Annotated in this window: 16 protein-coding genes and 2 pseudogenes; 7 read left to right on the top strand and 11 right to left on the bottom strand. The window is 69.1% G+C overall.

All coding sequences use genetic code 11. From position 1 onward, the window contains the following. The first annotated feature begins 2 nt into the window (after positions 1-2). Positions 3-2,579, top strand: coding sequence for a translation initiation factor IF-2 (gene infB / locus ACZ1HC_RS08160; protein ID WP_472699540.1), 2,577 nt, complete (start codon positions 3-5; stop codon positions 2,577-2,579). 351 nt (positions 2,580-2,930) lie between these two features. On the opposite strand, the gene mutT is transcribed toward infB, so the two are convergent. The 3 genes from mutT to ACZ1HC_RS08145 are packed head-to-tail and all read right to left on the bottom strand — an operon-like array spanning position 2,931 to position 5,423. Next, positions 2,931-3,329: an 8-oxo-dGTP diphosphatase MutT gene (gene mutT / locus ACZ1HC_RS08155; protein ID WP_472699539.1), complete on the bottom strand. Its 399-nt coding sequence runs from the start codon at positions 3,327-3,329 to the stop codon at positions 2,931-2,933. Then, positions 3,326-4,525: a bifunctional glutamate N-acetyltransferase/amino-acid acetyltransferase ArgJ gene (gene argJ / locus ACZ1HC_RS08150; RefSeq protein ID WP_472700813.1), complete on the bottom strand. Its 1,200-nt coding sequence runs from the start codon at positions 4,523-4,525 to the stop codon at positions 3,326-3,328. The genes mutT and argJ overlap by 4 nt, the downstream gene beginning before the upstream one ends. A 52-nt stretch (positions 4,526-4,577) precedes the next feature. Further along, positions 4,578-5,423 carry a peptidylprolyl isomerase gene (locus ACZ1HC_RS08145; RefSeq protein WP_472699538.1) on the bottom strand — a complete coding sequence of 282 codons (846 nt, stop codon included), beginning with the start codon at positions 5,421-5,423 and terminating at the stop codon, positions 4,578-4,580. Positions 5,424-5,616: 193 nt separating this feature from the next. Here ACZ1HC_RS08145 and secA point away from each other — a divergent pair, with 193 nt between their 5' ends. Further along, the gene (gene secA, locus ACZ1HC_RS08140; protein ID WP_472699537.1) at positions 5,617-8,334 is read left to right on the top strand and encodes a preprotein translocase subunit SecA; all 2,718 of its coding nucleotides are present in this window, start codon (positions 5,617-5,619) and stop codon (positions 8,332-8,334) included. A gap of 66 nt (positions 8,335-8,400) precedes the next feature. Here the strand turns inward: secA and ACZ1HC_RS08135 are convergent, their stop codons facing one another. The 4 genes and pseudogenes from ACZ1HC_RS08135 to def (ACZ1HC_RS08120) all read right to left on the bottom strand — a co-directional run bounded on the left by ACZ1HC_RS08135 (position 8,401) and on the right by def (ACZ1HC_RS08120) (position 10,390). Beyond that, positions 8,401-8,787 carry a methionyl-tRNA formyltransferase gene (locus ACZ1HC_RS08135; protein ID WP_472700812.1) on the bottom strand — a complete coding sequence of 129 codons (387 nt, stop codon included), beginning with the start codon at positions 8,785-8,787 and terminating at the stop codon, positions 8,401-8,403. 30 nt (positions 8,788-8,817) lie between these two features. Next, positions 8,818-9,278 (bottom strand): annotated as a pseudogene (locus ACZ1HC_RS08130) (methionyl-tRNA formyltransferase); the annotation flags it as partial. A 74-nt stretch (positions 9,279-9,352) separates the two neighbouring features. Then, the gene (gene def, locus ACZ1HC_RS08125; protein WP_472699536.1) at positions 9,353-9,853 is read right to left on the bottom strand and encodes a peptide deformylase; all 501 of its coding nucleotides are present in this window, start codon (positions 9,851-9,853) and stop codon (positions 9,353-9,355) included. Positions 9,854-9,865: 12 nt separating this feature from the next. Further along, positions 9,866-10,390: a peptide deformylase gene (gene def / locus ACZ1HC_RS08120; RefSeq protein ID WP_472699535.1), complete on the bottom strand. Its 525-nt coding sequence runs from the start codon at positions 10,388-10,390 to the stop codon at positions 9,866-9,868. Between the two features lie 76 nt (positions 10,391-10,466). Here def (ACZ1HC_RS08120) and ACZ1HC_RS08115 point away from each other — a divergent pair. The 3 genes and pseudogenes from ACZ1HC_RS08115 to ACZ1HC_RS08105 all read left to right on the top strand — a co-directional run bounded on the left by ACZ1HC_RS08115 (position 10,467) and on the right by ACZ1HC_RS08105 (position 13,298). Next, a pseudogene (locus ACZ1HC_RS08115) lies at positions 10,467-11,647 on the top strand (MalY/PatB family protein). Continuing rightward, positions 11,644-12,201 carry a L,D-transpeptidase family protein gene (locus ACZ1HC_RS08110; protein WP_472699534.1) on the top strand — a complete coding sequence of 186 codons (558 nt, stop codon included), beginning with the start codon at positions 11,644-11,646 and terminating at the stop codon, positions 12,199-12,201. The pseudogene ACZ1HC_RS08115 and the gene ACZ1HC_RS08110 overlap by 4 nt, the downstream one beginning before the upstream one ends. 134 nt (positions 12,202-12,335) lie before the next feature. Next, positions 12,336-13,298, top strand: a complete 963-nt coding sequence (locus ACZ1HC_RS08105; RefSeq protein ID WP_472699533.1) for an acetyl-CoA carboxylase carboxyltransferase subunit alpha — start codon at positions 12,336-12,338, stop codon at positions 13,296-13,298. Between the two features lie 27 nt (positions 13,299-13,325). Here ACZ1HC_RS08105 and ACZ1HC_RS08100 read toward each other — a convergent pair whose 3' ends face one another. Then, a complete protein-coding gene (locus ACZ1HC_RS08100) occupies positions 13,326-14,258 on the bottom strand; it encodes a hydrogen peroxide-inducible genes activator (protein WP_472699532.1) in 933 nt (310 codons plus the stop codon). A gap of 169 nt (positions 14,259-14,427) precedes the next feature. Between ACZ1HC_RS08100 and ACZ1HC_RS08095 the strand changes: the two genes are divergently transcribed. Both ACZ1HC_RS08095 and ACZ1HC_RS08090 read left to right on the top strand, forming a co-directional pair. Next, positions 14,428-14,661, top strand: a complete 234-nt coding sequence (locus ACZ1HC_RS08095; RefSeq protein ID WP_472699531.1) for a YdcH family protein — start codon at positions 14,428-14,430, stop codon at positions 14,659-14,661. Between the two features lie 13 nt (positions 14,662-14,674). Continuing rightward, positions 14,675-14,866, top strand: coding sequence for a hypothetical protein (locus ACZ1HC_RS08090; RefSeq protein ID WP_472699530.1), 192 nt, complete (start codon positions 14,675-14,677; stop codon positions 14,864-14,866). A 54-nt stretch (positions 14,867-14,920) separates the two neighbouring features. On the opposite strand, the gene ACZ1HC_RS08085 is transcribed toward ACZ1HC_RS08090, so the two are convergent. Genes ACZ1HC_RS08085 through ACZ1HC_RS08075 form a run of 3 tightly spaced genes read right to left on the bottom strand, consistent with a single transcriptional unit; the run spans position 14,921 to position 17,294 of the window. Continuing rightward, positions 14,921-15,700 carry a lysophospholipid acyltransferase family protein gene (locus tag ACZ1HC_RS08085; RefSeq protein ID WP_472699529.1) on the bottom strand — a complete coding sequence of 260 codons (780 nt, stop codon included), beginning with the start codon at positions 15,698-15,700 and terminating at the stop codon, positions 14,921-14,923. Next, positions 15,697-16,569, bottom strand: coding sequence for a cell division protein FtsX (locus ACZ1HC_RS08080; RefSeq protein ID WP_472700811.1), 873 nt, complete (start codon positions 16,567-16,569; stop codon positions 15,697-15,699). The genes ACZ1HC_RS08085 and ACZ1HC_RS08080 overlap by 4 nt, the downstream gene beginning before the upstream one ends. 50 nt (positions 16,570-16,619) lie before the next feature. Continuing rightward, the gene (locus tag ACZ1HC_RS08075) at positions 16,620-17,294 is read right to left on the bottom strand and encodes a cell division ATP-binding protein FtsE (RefSeq protein ID WP_472699528.1); all 675 of its coding nucleotides are present in this window, start codon (positions 17,292-17,294) and stop codon (positions 16,620-16,622) included. Positions 17,295-17,374 lie beyond the last annotated feature (80 nt).

Below are 17,374 nucleotides of genomic sequence, written 5' to 3'. Positions count from 1 at the left end.
AGATGAGCGACAAAGACGGAAAATCCACCCTGGGACTCGGCGGCAGCGGCCGCTCGGGCCAGGTCAAGCAAAGCTTCAGCCACGGCCGCACCAAGAGCGTCGTCGTGGAAACCAAGCGCAAGCGCGTCATGGTTCCCAAGCCGGGCGCCGCGCCCGCCGTGACCGACAAGGCAAAGACACCGCTGACCGCCAGGGTGGCCAGCGATCCCTCCAAGCGTCCCGCCGGGATCTCGGATGCCGAGATGGAGCGCCGCCTCAAGGCGCTTGCCGCCGCCAAGTCGCGCGAGGTCGAGGAAGCCGCCCAGCGGGCCGCCGACGAAAAGGCGCGCGAGGAGGAACGCGAACGCCGCCGCGCCGAGATCGAGGCCCGCGACCGCGAAGAGCGCGAGCGCGAGGACGCCCTGCGCCAGAAGGCCGAGGAAGACGAGCGCCGGGCCCGCGAGGCCGCGGATGCCGCCCGGCGCAAGGACGAACCCAAACCCGCCGAACGCCCGGCCCGCGCCGCGGCGCCCGCCGCCCGCCCGGCAGGCGCGCGTCCCGCCACGCCCGACCGCGCCGCCATCGAGGCCGCGGCCTCGCGCGCCGAGAAGCCCGGCACCGCCACCGGCCCGCGCCGCACCGACCGCGACCGCCGCGACGCCGGCGGCGACAGCGACGCCAAGGCCAAGGCCAAGGCCGAGGACAACCGCCGCACCGGCCGCCTGTCGCTGACGCAGGCGCTTGACGGCGAGGGCGGGCGCCAGCGGTCGCTGGCCGCGATGAAGCGCAAGCAGGACCGCGCCCGCCAGAAGGCGATGGGCAACGTGCGCGCCGAAAAGCAGGTGCGCGACGTGCAGCTGCCGGAAACCATCGTGGTGTCGGAACTGGCCAACCGCATGGCGGAACGGGCCGCCGATGTCGTCAAGTCGCTGATGAAGATGGGCATGATGGTGTCCATGAACCAGGCCATCGACGCCGACACCGCCGAACTCGTGATCGAGGAATTCGGCCACCGGGCCGTGCGCGTCTCGGACGCCGATGTGGAGCAGGTCATCGACACCGTCCAGGACCGTCCCGAGGATCTGCAGCCGCGCCCGCCGATCGTGACGATCATGGGTCACGTGGACCACGGCAAGACCTCGCTTCTGGACGCGATCCGCCACGCCAACGTCGTGTCGGGCGAAGCCGGCGGCATCACCCAGCATATCGGCGCCTATCAGGTGACGACCGAATCCGGTGCCGTCCTGACCTTCCTGGACACGCCGGGCCACGCCGCCTTCACGTCGATGCGGGCCCGCGGCGCGCAGGTGACCGACATCGTGGTGCTGGTGGTCGCGGCCGACGACGCCGTGATGCCGCAGACGATCGAGGCGATCAACCACGCCAAGGCCGCCAAGGTGCCGATGATCGTGGCGATCAACAAGATCGACAAGCCCTCGGCCGATCCTGACCGCGTCCGCACCGCCCTGCTGCACCACGAGGTCGTGGTCGAGAAGCTGTCGGGCGACGTGCAGGATGTCGAGGTTTCCGCCAAGACCGGCCAGGGCCTGGACGAACTGCTGGACGCCATCGCCCTTCAGGCCGAGATCCTGGAACTTCGGGCCAATCCCGACCGCGCCGCCCAAGGCGCCGTGATCGAGGCGCAGCTTGACGTGGGCCGCGGTCCCGTCGCCACCGTCCTGGTCCAGAACGGCACGCTGAGGCGCGGCGACATCTTCGTGGTGGGCGAACAGTGGGGCAAGGTCCGCGCCCTCATCAACGACAAGGGCGAGCGGGTCGATGAGGCCGGACCGTCGGTTCCGGTCGAGGTGCTGGGCCTCAACGGCACGCCCGAGGCCGGCGACGTGCTGAACGTGGTCGAGACCGAGGCCCAGGCCCGCGAAATCGCCGACTACCGCATCCAGCAGACCAAGGACAAGCGCGCCGCAGCCGGCGCCGCGACGACGCTGGAACAGCTGATGGCCAAGGCCAAGGCGGACCAGAACGTGTCGGAACTGCCGGTGGTCGTGAAGGCCGACGTGCAGGGTTCGGCCGAGGCGATCGTCCAGGCCCTGGAAAAGATCGGCAACGATGAAGTCCGGGTCCGCGTGCTGCATTACGGCGTCGGCGCGATCACCGAATCCGACATCGGCCTGGCCGAAGCCAGCAGGGCCCCGGTGATCGGCTTCAACGTCCGCGCCAACGCCCCGGCCCGCAATGCCGCCAACCAGAAGGGCGTCGAGATCCGCTACTACTCGATCATCTACGACCTGGTGGACGACATCAAGGCGGCGGCGTCGGGCCTGCTGTCCAACGAGGTTCGCGAGAACTTCATCGGCTACGCGGAAATCCGCGAGGTCTTCAAGGTCACGGGCGTCGGCAAGGTCGCGGGCTGCCTGGTCACCGAAGGCGTGGCGCGCCGGTCGGCCGGCGTGCGCCTGCTGCGTGACAACGTGGTGATCCACGAGGGCACGCTGAAGACCCTGAAGCGGTTCAAGGACGAGGTGAAGGAAGTCATCTCGGGCCAGGAATGCGGCATGGCTTTCGAGAACTACGACGACATCCGCCAGGGCGATGTCATCGAGATCTTCGAGCGGGAAGAGGTCGAGCGCAGCCTGTAAGGCCGCGCGCCCCCCTGTCACCGGATCAAAGTCACCGAATCAAAAGGGGCGGCCGTCGCGGCCGCCCCTTTCGCATCTGTCGTGGTGCGGCAATGCCCCGGCGTTACCGGGTAACCGGCTTTCCCTCATAGGTGCGCGTCCCGATGCGGACGATCATGTTCCCGTTGGGGGCCAGACATTCGAAAAGCCCCTGAACGAGAACGTGGCTACCGATGGAAATCGTACGAATCATGTCAGCCCTCTCTTTCCTCTGGAACCAATCTGCCGTGAAATGGTTACTTATAGTTTAACGAAACCGCGACCAGACCATCTGCAAGGCAGCTTTCGGCCACGATGCCCGGAATTGCGGCATCAAAGCCACATCTGCAGGGCGGGGATCAGCGGCACGTCGGCGGGCGGCATCGGATAGCGGCGCAGATCGGCCGAGCGGACCCAGGCAAGCCTCTGCCCTTCCCGCGGCTGGGGAATGCCGTTCCAGCGGCGGCAGGCGAAGACCGGCATCAGCAGGTGGAAATCGGCATAGGCATGGCTGGCGAAGGTCAGGGGCGCCAGGCACGAGGTCCAGGTGTCGATGCCCAGCTCCTCGTGCAGCTCGCGGATCAGCGCGGCCTCGGGGGTCTCGCCCGGCTCGACCTTGCCGCCGGGAAACTCCCACAGGCCGGCCATCGACTTGCCTTCCGGGCGCTGCGCCAGAAGCACCCGTCCGTCGGCGTCGATCAGGGCCACCGCGGCGACAAGGACCGTCGTCACGACCGGTAGTCGGCGTTGATGTCGATATAGCCGTGGGTCAGGTCGCAGGTCCACACGGTCCGCGCCCCCTGCCCCAGCCCCAGATCCACCGCGATCACCAGATCCTGCCGCTTCATGTAGGCGCTGGCCCGGCTCTCGTCATAGGACGGCGAGCGCCAGCCGTCCTGGGCCACCACCATGTCGCCGAAGCGGATGGTCAGGCGGTCGCGGTCCGCCGCCGCCCCCGACTTGCCGACCGCCGCGACGATGCGGCCCCAGTTCGCGTCCTCGCCGGCGATGGCGGTCTTGACCAGGGGTGAATTGGCGATGCACATGGCCACCTTGTGGGCGTCGGCCACCGATTCAGCGCCGGTCACCTGCACCTCGACGAATTTCGTGGCGCCTTCGCCGTCGCGCACCACAAGCTGCGCCAGTTCGCGCATGACGCCGTGCAGGGCGGTCACGAAGGCCGCGCCTGCGCCCCTATCGAGCGAGGCGATGGGCGCGGCCGGGCTGCGTCCCGTGGCCGCCAGGATCAGCGCGTCGGATGTCGAGGTGTCGCTGTCCACGGTGATCGCGTTGAAGGTGGTCTCCAGCCCCGAGGACAGCGCCTGCTGCAGCAGCGGCGCCGCGATCGTGGCGTCGGTGAAGACATAGACCAGCATCGTCGCCATGTCCGGCGCGATCATCCCCGAGCCCTTGGCGATCCCGGCGATGCGGATCTCGCCGCCCTCCGCGGCGACGGTGGCGGATGCCCCCTTCGGGAAGGTGTCGGTGGTCATGATGGCACGGGCGGCCTCGGCGATGGCCCGCTCGTCCAGCGAGGCCGCCAGGTCATCCACGATGGCGATGATCCGGTCATGGGGCAGCGGCTCGCCGATCACGCCGGTCGAACAGGACAGGACCCGGTCCGCAGGCACGCCCACGGCCTGCGCCACCGCACCGGTCACGGCAGCGACGGACTGCCGGCCCCGGGCGCCGGTGAAGGCATTGGCATTGCCGGAATTGACGATGATGGCGGCGCCCTGGGGCGCGTCGCCGCCGGCCGCCAGCTTGGCCTGGTTGTCCAGGATGCAGGCGGCGCGGGTTGACGACCGGGTGAAGGCGCCGGCCAGGGTCGATCCGGGCGCCACGCGGATCAGCGTCACGTCGGTCCGGCCCTGGTATTTCACACCCGCGGCACCGCTGGCGAAGGCGACGCCCTCGATCACCGGCAGGTCGGGGAAGCGGGCCGGGGCAAGGGGGGACGGGGAAGCCCGGCCTTGCCCATCACTCGGCCTCCAGCAGCTCGGTCCTGTTCATCAGCGCAGGGTCGATCCCCTCGACCTTCTCGACCTCGGCCTCGGCGGTCAGGCGCGCGATCTCGGCCTGGACCTTGTCGCGCAGGACCATCTGGCTGATCTGGTCGCGCACCTGGTCCAGCGGGGGCGCCTCGCGCAGGCGGGTGTCGTTCAGCTTGATGACGTGCCAGCCGAACTCGGTCTGGACGGGGTCCGAGATCTGGCCCTTTTCCATCGCGCTCACGGCATCGGCGAAGGGCTTGACCATCTGATCGGCGCTGAACCAGCCAAGATCGCCCTTGTTCGGCCCGCTGGGGCCGGTCGAGTTCTGTTCGGCCAGGGTGCCGAAATCCGCGCCGCCGTCCAGTTGCGCCTTGATGTCCCTGGCCTTCTCCTCGGTATCGACCAGGATATGCGCGGCCGAGTATTCGGTCGCCGGCTCTTCGGACGCGAACAGCCCGTCATAGGCCGCCTGGATGTCCTGATCGGTCGGCTGGTCCTGCGCGACCTCGGCGATGGCGGCGGCGGCCAGGGCGTTGCGCCGCTGGATCTCCAGCTGCGCGCGCACGCCGGCGTTTTCCTTGCCCGCGCCGGCAACCGCGGTCTGCTGGATCAGCTGGTCCAGCATGATCTGATACAGCGCGCCGTCGCCCATCTCGGCCATCTGCGGATCCTGGGACGCGGCCTGCTTCATCACGATCATCTCGCCCAGGGTGATCGGGGTGCCGTTGACGGTCGCCACGACCGTATCGGCGCCCTTGTCCTGGGCCTGGGCCTGGGTCGCGAAAGGCAGGGCCGTGGCCAGAACAAGGGCCAGGATCGACGGTTTCAGCATGGAGGTTCCTTCGCGTGTTCTGCCCGGTCGGGGCCAGCGTTGACAGTGGGGCGGGCGAGGCATAGATCCCGGTCCAACTCCGTGGAAGGCGCTGCCGCCGCTTTCGTTCAGGCCCCTGATACGGCAATGCGGCAGGTCGCGGCAATAGCCCGGCAGACCCCGCCTTTCCCAACAACGTGATTGCGAAGGTAACATGCTCGGCATCGGACATCTGGCGAAGAAGGTCTTTGGAAGCCCCAACGACCGCAAGGTCAAGGGGACGCGCGGGCTGGTGGCCCGCATCAACGCGCTGGAGGACCAGTTCCGCCCGCTGACCGACCAGCAACTGGTCGAGAAGACCCGCGAGTTCCAGGCCCGGGTGGCGGGCGGCGAAAGCCTTGACGACATCCTGCCCGAGGCCTTCGCCAACTGCCGCGAGGGCGCGCGCCGCGCCCTGGGCCTGCGGGCCTTCGACGTGCAGCTGATGGGCGGCATCTTCCTGCACCAGGGCAACATCGCCGAGATGAAGACGGGCGAGGGAAAGACCCTTGTGGCGACCTTTCCCGCCTATCTGAACGCGCTGACCGGCAAGGGCGTCCACATCGTCACCGTCAACGACTATCTGGCCAAGCGCGACGCCGACTGGATGGGCAAGGTCTTCCGCCAGCTGGGCATGACCACGGGCGTGGTCTATCCCTTCCAGCCGGAACCCGAAAAGCGCGCGGCCTACGGCGCCGACGTGACCTATGCCACCAACAACGAGCTGGGCTTCGACTACCTGCGCGACAACATGAAGGGCAGCGTCGAGGAGATGGTCCAGCGCGGCCACAACTTCGCCATCGTCGACGAGGTGGACAGCATCCTGATCGACGAGGCGCGCACCCCGCTGATCATCTCGGGGCCCAGCCAGGACCGAAGCGAGTTGTATGTCACGCTGAACCAGTACATCCCGCTGCTGACCGAGGACCACTACAAGCTGGACGAGAAGGCCCGCAACGCCACCTTCACCGAGGAAGGCAACGAGTTTCTGGAACAGCGCCTGCAGGCCGACGGCATCCTGCCCGATGGCCAGACGCTGTATGATCCGGAATCGACCACCATCGTCCACCACGCCAACCAGGCGCTGCGGGCGTGGAAGCTGTTCAACAAGGACCAGCACTACATGGTCCGCGACGGCGAGGTGGTGCTGATCGACGAATTCACCGGCCGGATGATGAAGGGCCGCCGGCTGTCGGACGGCTTGCACCAGGCCATTGAGGCCAAGGAGGGCGTGGCCGTCCAGCCCGAGAACGTGACCCTGGCCAGCGTCACCTTCCAGAACTATTTCCGCCTTTACGCCAAGCTGGCCGGGATGACCGGCACGGCCGCGACCGAGGCCGACGAATTCGCCGAGATCTACAAGCTGGGCGTGGTCGAGGTTCCCACCAACCGGGCGGTGGCGCGGGTGGACGAACACGACCGCGTCTATCGCACGGCCGGGGAAAAATACGCCGCCGTGATCGAGGCGATCAAGGAAGCCCACGCGAAGGGCCAGCCCACGCTGGTCGGCACCACCAGCATCGAGAAGTCCGAGATGCTGTCGGCCCTGCTGCAGAAGGAAGGCATCCCCCACAACGTCCTGAACGCCCGCCAGCACGAGGCCGAGGCGCAGATCGTCGCCGATGCCGGCAAGCCCGGCGCCGTCACCATCGCCACCAACATGGCCGGTCGCGGCACCGACATCCAGCTGGGCGGTAATGTGGAAATGAAGGTGCTGGAGGCGCTGAAGGCGGACCCCGAGGCGAACCCCGACGACATCCGCACCCGGATCGAAGCCGAACACGCCGCCGACCGGCAGAAGGTGCTGGATGCCGGGGGCCTGTTCGTTCTGGGCACCGAACGCCACGAATCCCGCCGCATCGACAACCAGTTGCGCGGCCGGTCGGGGCGGCAGGGCGATCCCGGCCGCTCGTTGTTCTTCCTGTCGCTGGACGACGACCTGATGCGGATCTTCGGGTCGGAACGGCTGGACAAGGTCCTGTCCACGCTGGGCATGAAGGAAGGCGAGGCGATCGTCCACCCTTGGGTGAACAAGTCGCTGGAACGCGCCCAGGCCAAGGTCGAAGGCCGCAACTTCGACATCCGCAAGCAGTTGCTGAAGTTCGACGACGTGATGAACGACCAGCGCAAGGCGATCTTCAGCCAGCGCCGCGAGATCATGGACAGCACCGAGGTCGGGGAAATCGCCGCCGACATGCGCCACCAGGTGATCGACGACCTGGTCGAAGAATTCATGCCGCCGAAGTCCTATCCCGAACAGTGGGATCTGGACGGCCTGAAGGCCGCCATCCGCGAGCGGCTGAACATGAACCTGCCGCTCGCCGACTGGGCGGCCGAGGAAGGCGTGGACCAGGACACCATCCGCGAACGGATCGAACAGGCGACCGATACCTACATGGCCGACAAGGCACAGGCGTTCGGGCCGGAAAACATGCGCAACATCGAAAAGCAGGTGCTGTTACAGATGATCGACCAGAAATGGCGCGACCACCTGCTGACGCTGGAACACCTGCGATCGGTGGTGGGCTTCCGCGGCTATGCGCAGCGCGATCCGCTGTCGGAATACAAGACCGAGGCCTTCCAGCTGTTCGAGACCATGCTGAACGGCCTGCGCTTCGACGTGACCCAGCGCCTGGCCCAGATCCGCCCCCTGACCGAGGCCGAACGCGACGAGATGCTGCGCCAGATGGCCCAGCAGCAGCAGGCCGCCCAAGAACATCTGACGATGGAGCACGGCGCGGACCGTCGGTCCGACGGGGATGCGGAAAAGCCCCGACCCTTGGTGCCGGGCTTCGACGAAGGCAACCCGGCCACCTGGGGGAACCCGTCGCGCAACGACCCCTGCCCCTGCGGATCGGGCAGGAAGTTCAAGCACTGCCACGGCGCCATCTGATCCGGCCTTCGCCCCGGCGGGCGGGGATGAACCCCGCCGCGCCGGGGCGAAGCGCGGCCCGCGCCCTCAGCCCAGACGAGCGGGCAGCGTCCAGCCGCGCAGCAGTTCGGCGGCGGCCATGGGCCTCTTGCCGGCCCGCTGCGCCTCCATGATCTCGACCGCGCCTTCCCGGCAGGCGACGGTGAAGCCCGACAGAACCTGGCCCGGCGCCCCTTGCCCCTCGGCGATCCGGCTGCGCAACAGCTTCACGCGCTCTCCGGCAATGTCGCACCAGGCGCCCGGGAAAGGTGACAACCCCCGGATCAGCCGGTCCACCTCGGCGGCGGGACGCGACCAGTCCAGCCGTGCCTCGGCCTTGTCGATCTTGGCGGCGTAGGTCACGCCCGCCTCTCCCTGCGGCGCGGCGGGCAGGGGCAGCCGGTCCAGCACATCGACGATCAGCCCGGCCCCCATGTTAGACAGCCGGTCGTGCAGATCCCCGGTCGTCTCCTCGGCGCCGATCCGGGTCCGCGCCTCGGCCAGCACCGGCCCGGTGTCGAGCCCCGCCTCCATCTGCATGATCGCCACGCCGGTTTCGGCATCGCCCGCCATGATGGCGCGGTGGATCGGCGCCGCCCCCGCCACCGCGGCAGAAGCGAAGCGTGGATGTTCAGGCAGCCCAGGCGCGGCGCATCCAGAACCGGCTGCGGCAGGATCAGGCCGTAGGCCACCACCACCGCCACATCGGCCCGAAGCGCTGCAAACGCATCCTGATCGGCGGGCTCGCGCAGCCGCAGCGGTGTGCGAACCTCGATCCCCAGTTCATCCGCCACCGCATGAACCGCCGAGGGGCGCGGCTTCTGCCCCCGCCCCGCCGCGCGCGGCGGCTGCGAATAGACGGCGACGACCTGGTGCCGTGCGGCAATCGTCCGCAAGGCGGGGACAGAGAACTCGGGCGTTCCCATGAAGATCACGCGCATCCTGCCTCCTCTTTGGACCGGAAATATCCCGGGGGTCCGGGGGCTGGCCCCTGGCGGGCTCACCGACGCGCCAGCTTCGCCGATTTCGCGACCAGCATCTTGCGCCGCAACGGCGACAGGTGATCGACATAGATCCGCCCCTCCAGATGGTCGATCTGGTGCTGCACGCTGGTGGCCCAGAGCCCGACGAAATCGCGCTCCTCGACCTCGCCCGCGTCGTTCAGGAACCGCACCGTCACCGCCCGGGGGCGGCTGATCATGGCCGCTACCCCGGGAAGGTTCGGACTGGCCTCCTCATGGCTGCGGATCTGGACGCTGGCGTGCAGGATCTCGGGGTTGGCCATCCTGACGGCCTGCCCCCGCCTGTCCGAGGCGTCCACCACCGCCAGCCGCAGCATGATGCCGATCTGCGGCGCCGCCAGCCCCACCCCCGGCATCGCCTCCATCGTGTCCACCATGTCGTCCCAGATCATGCGCACCGTCTCGGTTACCCCTCCGACCGGCTGGGCCGGGATGTGCAGGCGGCGGTCGCCATAGGGCAGGAAGGGCCGGACCGCCATCAGCCCCTGGCCCTACGCACGGCCCTTTTCCCGCTTCAGCTTGACCATCTTGCGGGTGATCATCTGCCGCTTGATGGCCGACAGATGGTCGATGAACAGCACACCGTTCAGGTGGTCCAGCTCGTGCTGGGCGCAGGTGGCCCACAATCCGTCGAACTCCTGCTCATGGGTCCTGCCGTCCAGGCCCAGCCACCGCAGCTTCACCTGCCTGGGGCGGGTGACGTCGGCATACTGGTCGGGGATCGACAGGCAGCCTTCCTCGTATGTGTTCATGTCCTCGGACGCCCAGGCCAGTTCCGGGTTCACCAGGACCATCGGCTGTCGCTCGGCCTCGGGGTCGCGGGTCGCGTCCATCACGAAGACCCGGCTCAGCACCCCGACCTGCGGCGCCGCTAGGCCGACGCCCGGCGCGTCATACATGGTCGCCAGCATGTCGGCGGCCAGGTCCTCGATCTCGGGCGTGATGCGGGCCACGGGCGCGCAGACCTTCTTCAGGCGCGGATCGGGATGGATCAGGATGGGGCGCAGGCTGCTCATGATCCGCGATGTAGGGCAAGGCTTCACCATAAGCAACAAGCCGCGTATGCAGGCAGAAACAACGACAGGCCGCAGCATGACCCCCGACTTCGACGAGATCATCGACCGCATCGGCACCCGCTGTTCCAAATGGGACGACATGCAGGCGGCCTACGGCGTCGCGCCGCAGGACGGCGGGCTGGCGATGTGGGTGGCGGACATGGACTTCCGCCCCCTGCCGCCGTGCAGCGCGCGGTCGAGGCCACGGCCGCCCACGGCGTCTACGGCTATCCGGGGGCCAATCCCGCCTATCTGGACGCGATCCGCTGGTGGATGGACCACCGCCACGGCTGGACCGTCGATCCCGACTGGATCCTGACCTGCGCGGGGCTGGTCAACGGCGTGGCGATGGCGCTGGACGCCTGCACCGAACCCGGCGACGGCGTGATCGTGATGTCGCCCGTCTACCATGCCTTCGGCCGCGTGATCCGCGCCGCGCGGCGCGAACTGGTCGAACTGCCCTTGGTGCAGGAGGACGGCCTTTACCGCCTGGACTGGCCCGCCTGGGAGGCCCGCCTGACGGGACACGAGAAACTGCTGATCCTCTGTTCCCCGCACAATCCCGGCGGCCGCGTCTGGACCCCGGCCGAACTGCGCCAGATCGCCGACTTCTGCATCCGCCACGACCTCGTCCTCGTCTCGGACGAGATCCACTGCGACCTCGTGATGCCGGGCCACCGCCACAGCGTCACCGCCCTGGCCTGCCCGGACATCGCCGACCGGCTGGTGACGCTGAACGCGGCGACCAAGACCTTCAACATCGCCGGCGCCCATATCGGCAACGCGATCATCGCCGATCCGGCCTTGCGCAGCCGCTTCAGGACCGCGCTGATGGCCCGCGGCATCTCGCCCGGCCTCTTCGGCATGGACATGGTGGCCGCGGCCTATTCGCCCGAAGGCGCCGCCTGGGTGGATGCCCTGGTCGGTTATCTGGACGGCAACCGCAGGCTTTTCGACGCGGGCATCAATGCCATTCCCGGCCTGCGCTCGATGCCCCTCGAGGCCACCTACCTCGCCTGGGTGGATTTCTCGGGGACCGGCATGGAGCCGGCCGAGTTCACCGCGCGGGTCGAACAGGCCGCCCGCATCGCCGCCAATCACGGCGCGACCTTCGGCACCGGGGGCGAGCCGTTCCTGCGCTTCAACTTGGCCACCCCCCGCGCCCGCGTGGCCGAGGCGGTGAGCCGCCTGCGGCAGGCGTTCGCCGACCTGCAATGAAGGGGCTGGCGCGGCTCTTCGCGGCCCTCACGGCCCTGGCGATCCTTGCGGCGGCCTGGGCGATCCTGGCGCCGCTGCAGCGTCCGCCGGCCGTTCCCCTGCCGCGCGTGCCGCCCCTGGCCGCTACGCTGGATGGCCCGGTCGATCACATCCTGATCCGCAAGTCCACCCGAAGCATGACGGTCTTTCGCCAGGGCAGGCCGCTGAAAGCCTATCGCATCGCCCTGGGCTTCGCCCCCCAGGGCGACAAGCGCCGCCAGGGCGACGGACGCACGCCCGAGGGTCGCTTCACCATCGACCGGCTGAACCCGGACAGCGCCTACCACCTGTCGATGGGCATCGACTATCCCCGCCCGCAGGATCGGGCCCGCGCTGCCGCCGAAGGCGTCGATCCCGGCGGCGACATCTTCATCCACGGCCAGCCCAACCAGCGCCCCGACGGTGAAAGCCTGCCCGGCGACTGGACGGCAGGCTGCATCGCCGTCGCGGATGCCGAGATCCGCGAGCTCTACGCCGCCGTCAGGGTCGGGACGACGGTCGAGATCCTTCCCTGACGCCGCGGCATCTTCTGTGCCGCAAATATCCTCGGGGGGTCCGGGGGCGAAGCGCCCCCGGCTGCGCGTTGCAATCCCGCGCCGGCACGATCATATAGGTGCCCAACCCGAACAGCCCGAAGGCGTATCCCGCAATGGTCTATCTGGATTTCGAAAAGCCGCTTGCCGACATCGAGGGCAAGGCCGAGGAACTCCGCGCCCTCGCCCGCAAATCCGACAACACCGTGGATGTCGAGAAGGAGGCGGCGGCGCTGGACAGGAAATCCGCCGAACTTCTGCGCGATCTCTACAAGTCGCTGGATCCCTGGCGCAAGACCCAGGTGGCCCGCCATCCCGACCGCCCGCACTGCCGCGACTACATCGGCGCGCTGTTCACGGAATACACCCCTCTGGCCGGCGACCGCGCCTTCGGAGACGACCACGCGGTGATGGGCGGCCTGGCGCGGTTCAACGACGCGCCCTGTGTGGTGATCGGCCATGAAAAGGGCACCGACACCAAGACCCGCATCCACCACAACTTCGGCATGGCCCGGCCGGAAGGCTATCGCAAGGCGATCCGGCTGATGGATCTGGCCCATCGCTTCGGCCTGCCGGTCATCACCCTGGTGGACACGCCCGGCGCCTATCCCGGCAAGGGCGCCGAGGAACGCGGCCAAAGCGAAGCCATCGCCCGCTGCACTCAGAAATGCCTGGAAATCGGCGTCCCCCTGGTCAGCGTCATCATCGGCGAGGGCGGGTCGGGCGGCGCGGTGGCCTTCGCCACGGCCAACCGCGTGGCCATGCTGGAACATTCGATCTACTCGGTGATCTCGCCCGAGGGCTGCGCCTCGATCCTGTGGAAGGACGCCGACCGGATGCGCGAGGCGGCCGAGGCGCTGCGGCTGACCGCGCAGGATCTGAAAAGGCTGGGCGTGATCGACTGCATCATCGCCGAACCTGTGGGCGGTGCGCAGCGCGACCCCGCCGCCGCGATCAAGACCGTGGGCGAGGAGATCGCCGCCATGCTGGCCGCCCTGGCGGGCAAGACGCCCGCCGACCTCGTCCGCGAACGCCGGCAGAAGTTCCTCGAGATGGGGTCGAAAAGCCTCGTGGCCTGACCTCAGACGGCCAAAGCCCGCGGCGGATCATTCCACCACCACCAGCCCGCCGAAGCGGTCCTGCGCCACGGCCCGGATCATTGCCGCCATCCGGTCGATCAGGGGACGGTGGGCGGAACGCCGCCGCCAGCCCAGCCCGATCGAGCGCGTCAGGCGGTTGCGCCGGAACGCCAGCACCGCCACGTCCCCGGTTTCGGGCGACACCTCGGACTGGATGTACAGCGCCGGCAGGAAGCTCAGCCCCATGTTCAGCGCCGTCATCTGCCTCAGCGCGTCCAGGCTGGTGCCTTCATAGTCCTGCCGCAGGTTGGCGCCCGTCTCGTCGCAGAGGGCGACGATCTGGCTGTGAAGGACATAGGTCCTGGACAGGGCCAGGATGTCCTCTCCGGCCAGGTCGTCGTCCAGCACCTCGGACCGGCCGGCAAGCGGATGGTCATGCGCCACGACCAGCTTCAGCGGCTCGCGGAACAGGCGAAGCACCTCGACATCGGCGGAACCGACCGGCAGCTGCGTCAGGATCAGGTCGTGCTGGCCCGCCAGCAGTTCGTCGCGCAGCACAAGCGGCGCCGCGTCCCGCACGATCACCTTGAGCAAGGGGTAGGACAGGCGGATCCGCCGCATCACGTGGGGCATGATATAGGGGCCGATGGTGGGCGTCGAACCCAGCCGGATGGTGCCGCTGATGCCGCCGCGCGCCTCTTGCGCCAGGCCGCGCAGCGCCTCGGCCTCGTCCAGCACCCTGCGGGCCTGAGCCAGCATCACGCGCCCCTGCGGGGTCAGCACCGCGCCCCGCTGCCCGCGCTCGACCAGTTCCAGGCCCAGGGCGGCCTCCAGGCCCAGGATCTGCTGGCTCAGCGACGACTGGCTGACCCCCACCCGCTCGGCCGCGCGGCGATAGTGGCGGGTTTCGGCAAGGGCGGTGAAATAGGCCAGTTGCTTCAGGGTCGGTTGGCCGGTCATGGCGGCGGGGCCTTGGCGCAGGGGATGGCCACAGCCTAGCACGATCCGCGTCTGATCGGAATATCCGATTGTCTTTTCAGGCTGGGCCGCCTTTTCCGACGCCTTGCCACCGCCATATCAGGCGGGTGCGGTGCCGTCCGGTTCCCGCGATCGACAGGAGGAAAAACCCATGAAGACCAGTCCCGCAGTCCGGTCATTCTCGATCGGCGTCAGGCTTGTCGCCCTGCGCCGCCGTCATCAGGTCATCAAGGCCATGATCGCCGAGGAACTGCGCCGCCCCGCGCCCTGCAACCTGATCCTGCAGCGCCTCAAGCGCCAGCGGCTGGCCCTCAAGGATCAGATCGCGCGCCTCGACGGGCTGCTGCGCAGCCTGGGCACGGCGGGCAGGCAGCAGGCATCCTGAACCGGGGGGACAGATGCTCTTGCGTTATCTGTATGTGCAGACGGGGCTGAACCATTTCCACAGCACCGACTTAGGCGACATGCGCCGCGCGCTTCTGGACGAGGATGAGGACGGACCCGACGGCGGCAGCCCCGACGCCGCGTCCGGGGCCCCGCCGCCCCGGCGTCAGGCCGCCCTCCGGCCCCAGCCGCCCCAACGGCTGTGACGAAGCGACCGTCCCCGGCAAGGAAGGCCGCCCCCGGCGGGGCGGCCACGGCGATCAGGCGGCGATGGTCCTGAAGCCGCCTTCGGCCATCAGGCGGTCGGAATGGCTTTCGATCTCGGCCTCCAGGCGGGGCATGAAGCCCTCGGCAGGCAGGTCGGCCGGGATGGCCGGCAGGAACTCGACCACCGCGCGGCCGGGCCGGATGCCCCAGCCCTTGCGCGGCCAGAACAGGCCGGTGTTGACCGCCACCGGCACCACCGGCAGGCCGGTGCCGGCCCGGATCGTGCTGACGCCGTGCTTGTAGGGCCGGCGTTCGCCCGGCAGCGTCCGCGTGCCTTCGGGATAGATGATGAGCTGGCCCAGCCCCTCGCCGGCCAAGCGGCGGTTGATCTCGGACGAGATGGCGCGCATGGCGTCGCGGCCGCGGGTGCGGTCGATGGGGATGCAGCCCACCTTCCAGGCATACCAGCCCATGATCGGCACCCGCATCACCTCGCGCTTCATGATGAAGGCTCGGCGCGGAACGGCATGGGCGATGACCAGGATATCCAGAAAGCACTGGTGCTTGGCGGCGATGATGCAGTCACCGGTCGGGGGCGTGCCGCGCACCTCGCAGGTGACGCCCAGATGCAGGCGCGCCGCCCACAGCATGTAGCCGATCCAGCGGGTCGCGACGCGGTTGGCGCCGGCGCGGCCCTCGCGCAGCAGGGCGGGGATGCCCAGCAGCCCGATCACCACGGTGGCCAGCGCGACATGCAGGTAGTAAAGCCCGTTCTGCAGGTGCTGCCAGGGCGTCAGCGGGCCGGGACCGGCCGAGGCCGCCCGGTCGGTCATCGCACCGACTCCAGCATCTTCAGCGCGGCCCAGCGCGTCGCCAGAAAGCCCACGATGCCCGCCACCACGGGAATCAGCAGCGGCAGCAGCCAGCCCCAGCCCTGGAAGCCCAGCCCGGTCAGGAACCCGCCCGCCGCATCCATGCGCGGCAGCAGGGCGATGCCGGCCATCCCGCAGGCCGTGCCGACGGCCGCGCCGACCGCCGCGCGCTTGGTGAAGCGGCGCACGAAGGCGGTGGCGATGGTGATGTCGCGGGCCCCGATCAGCCGCAGCACCCGGATCACCTGCCCGTTGGCGGCCAGGGCCGCCTTGGCCGCCAGCGTGATCATCGCGGCCGAGGCCGCCGCGATCAGCAGCAGCGACACGATGCCCAGCATCCGCAGCCGGTTCGCCGCCGTCACCAGCGGACGGCGCCATTCCGTGTGGTCATCCAGAACCGCGGCCGGCACCTCGGCCTCGAGCCGCAGGCGCAGGCCCTGGGCGTCGAAATCCTCGCCGGTGATCGGCAGGTCGATCAGCGCGGGCACCGGCAGCGCGTCCACCGGCATGTCGGGGCCGAACCAGGGCGCCAGCAGGTCAGCCACCTCCTCGGGGGGAAGCAGGCGCGGCTGGCCGGCGCCGGGCGTGGTGGCCAAGACCTGCAGCGCCGCCTGCGCCGCCGCGTCCTGATCGCCTTCGGGCGCGCTGATGCGGACGGTGACGGATCCGGCCAGTTCGCCCGACCAGCGGTCCGCCAGTCGCCCCGTGGCCAGCGCCAGGGCCAGGGCGAAGACCGCCAGGAAGGCCATCGCCCCGGCCGAGAACAGCGTCAGCTGCGCCGTGAAGCCCGTGGGCGGCACGATCCGGTCGCCCGATCCGCCGTCGCGCATCAACCCCTGCCACAGCGCCCTGGGGTTCAGCGCCCCCCGTTCCGACCGTTTCACAGATCCGCCCCCGCCAGTTGCAAGGTTCCGTTGGCGATCCGCAGCACGCGCGCCGCAACCTGCGCCTTCGCCGCGCGGATCAGGTTCAGGTCATGGGTTGCGACCAGCACGGTCTTTCCCGACCTGTTCAGCTCGATCAGCAATTGCATCAGCCGGACCGACATCTCCCAGTCCAGGTTGCCGGTCGGCTCGTCCGCCAGCACCAGATCCGGGGACAGGATCACCGCGCGCGCCAGCGCCGCCCGCTGGCGTTCCCCGCCCGAGAGCGAGGGCGGCAGCGCGCGGGCGTGCTGGGTCAGCCCCACCCAGCCCAGAAGATCGCGCAGCGCGTCAAGATCCACCGGCTCGCCCGCCACCGACAGCGGCAGGGCCACGTTCTCGGCCACGGGCAGGTGGTCCAGGAACTGCGTGTCCTGATGCACGACCCCGACCCTGCGGCGCAGATCGGCGATGCCGTCGCGCGTCAGCTGGCGCAGGTCGCCGCCGAAGGCCGTCATCTCGCCCGAGGTGGGCAGCAGGTCGGCATAGCACAGCCGCAGCAGCGTGGTCTTGCCCGACCCCGACGGGCCGGTGAGGAAATGGAACATGCCCGGCTGCAAGGTCAGCGTCATGTTCGACAGCAGCTCAGGCCCCCCGTGATAGCCGAAGCCGACATCCCGCATCTCGATCAAGCGCAACCCCCTTGTCCCGTCCCTGCCGTTCTTTCAGGCTTGGCCCCGCTTGGAAGCCGGCCCCGCGCTTGATAGAACAG

This window comes from Paracoccus sp. BR5-17, from assembly GCF_055693925.1.
This window is presented reverse-complemented; position numbering and strand designations above follow the sequence as displayed.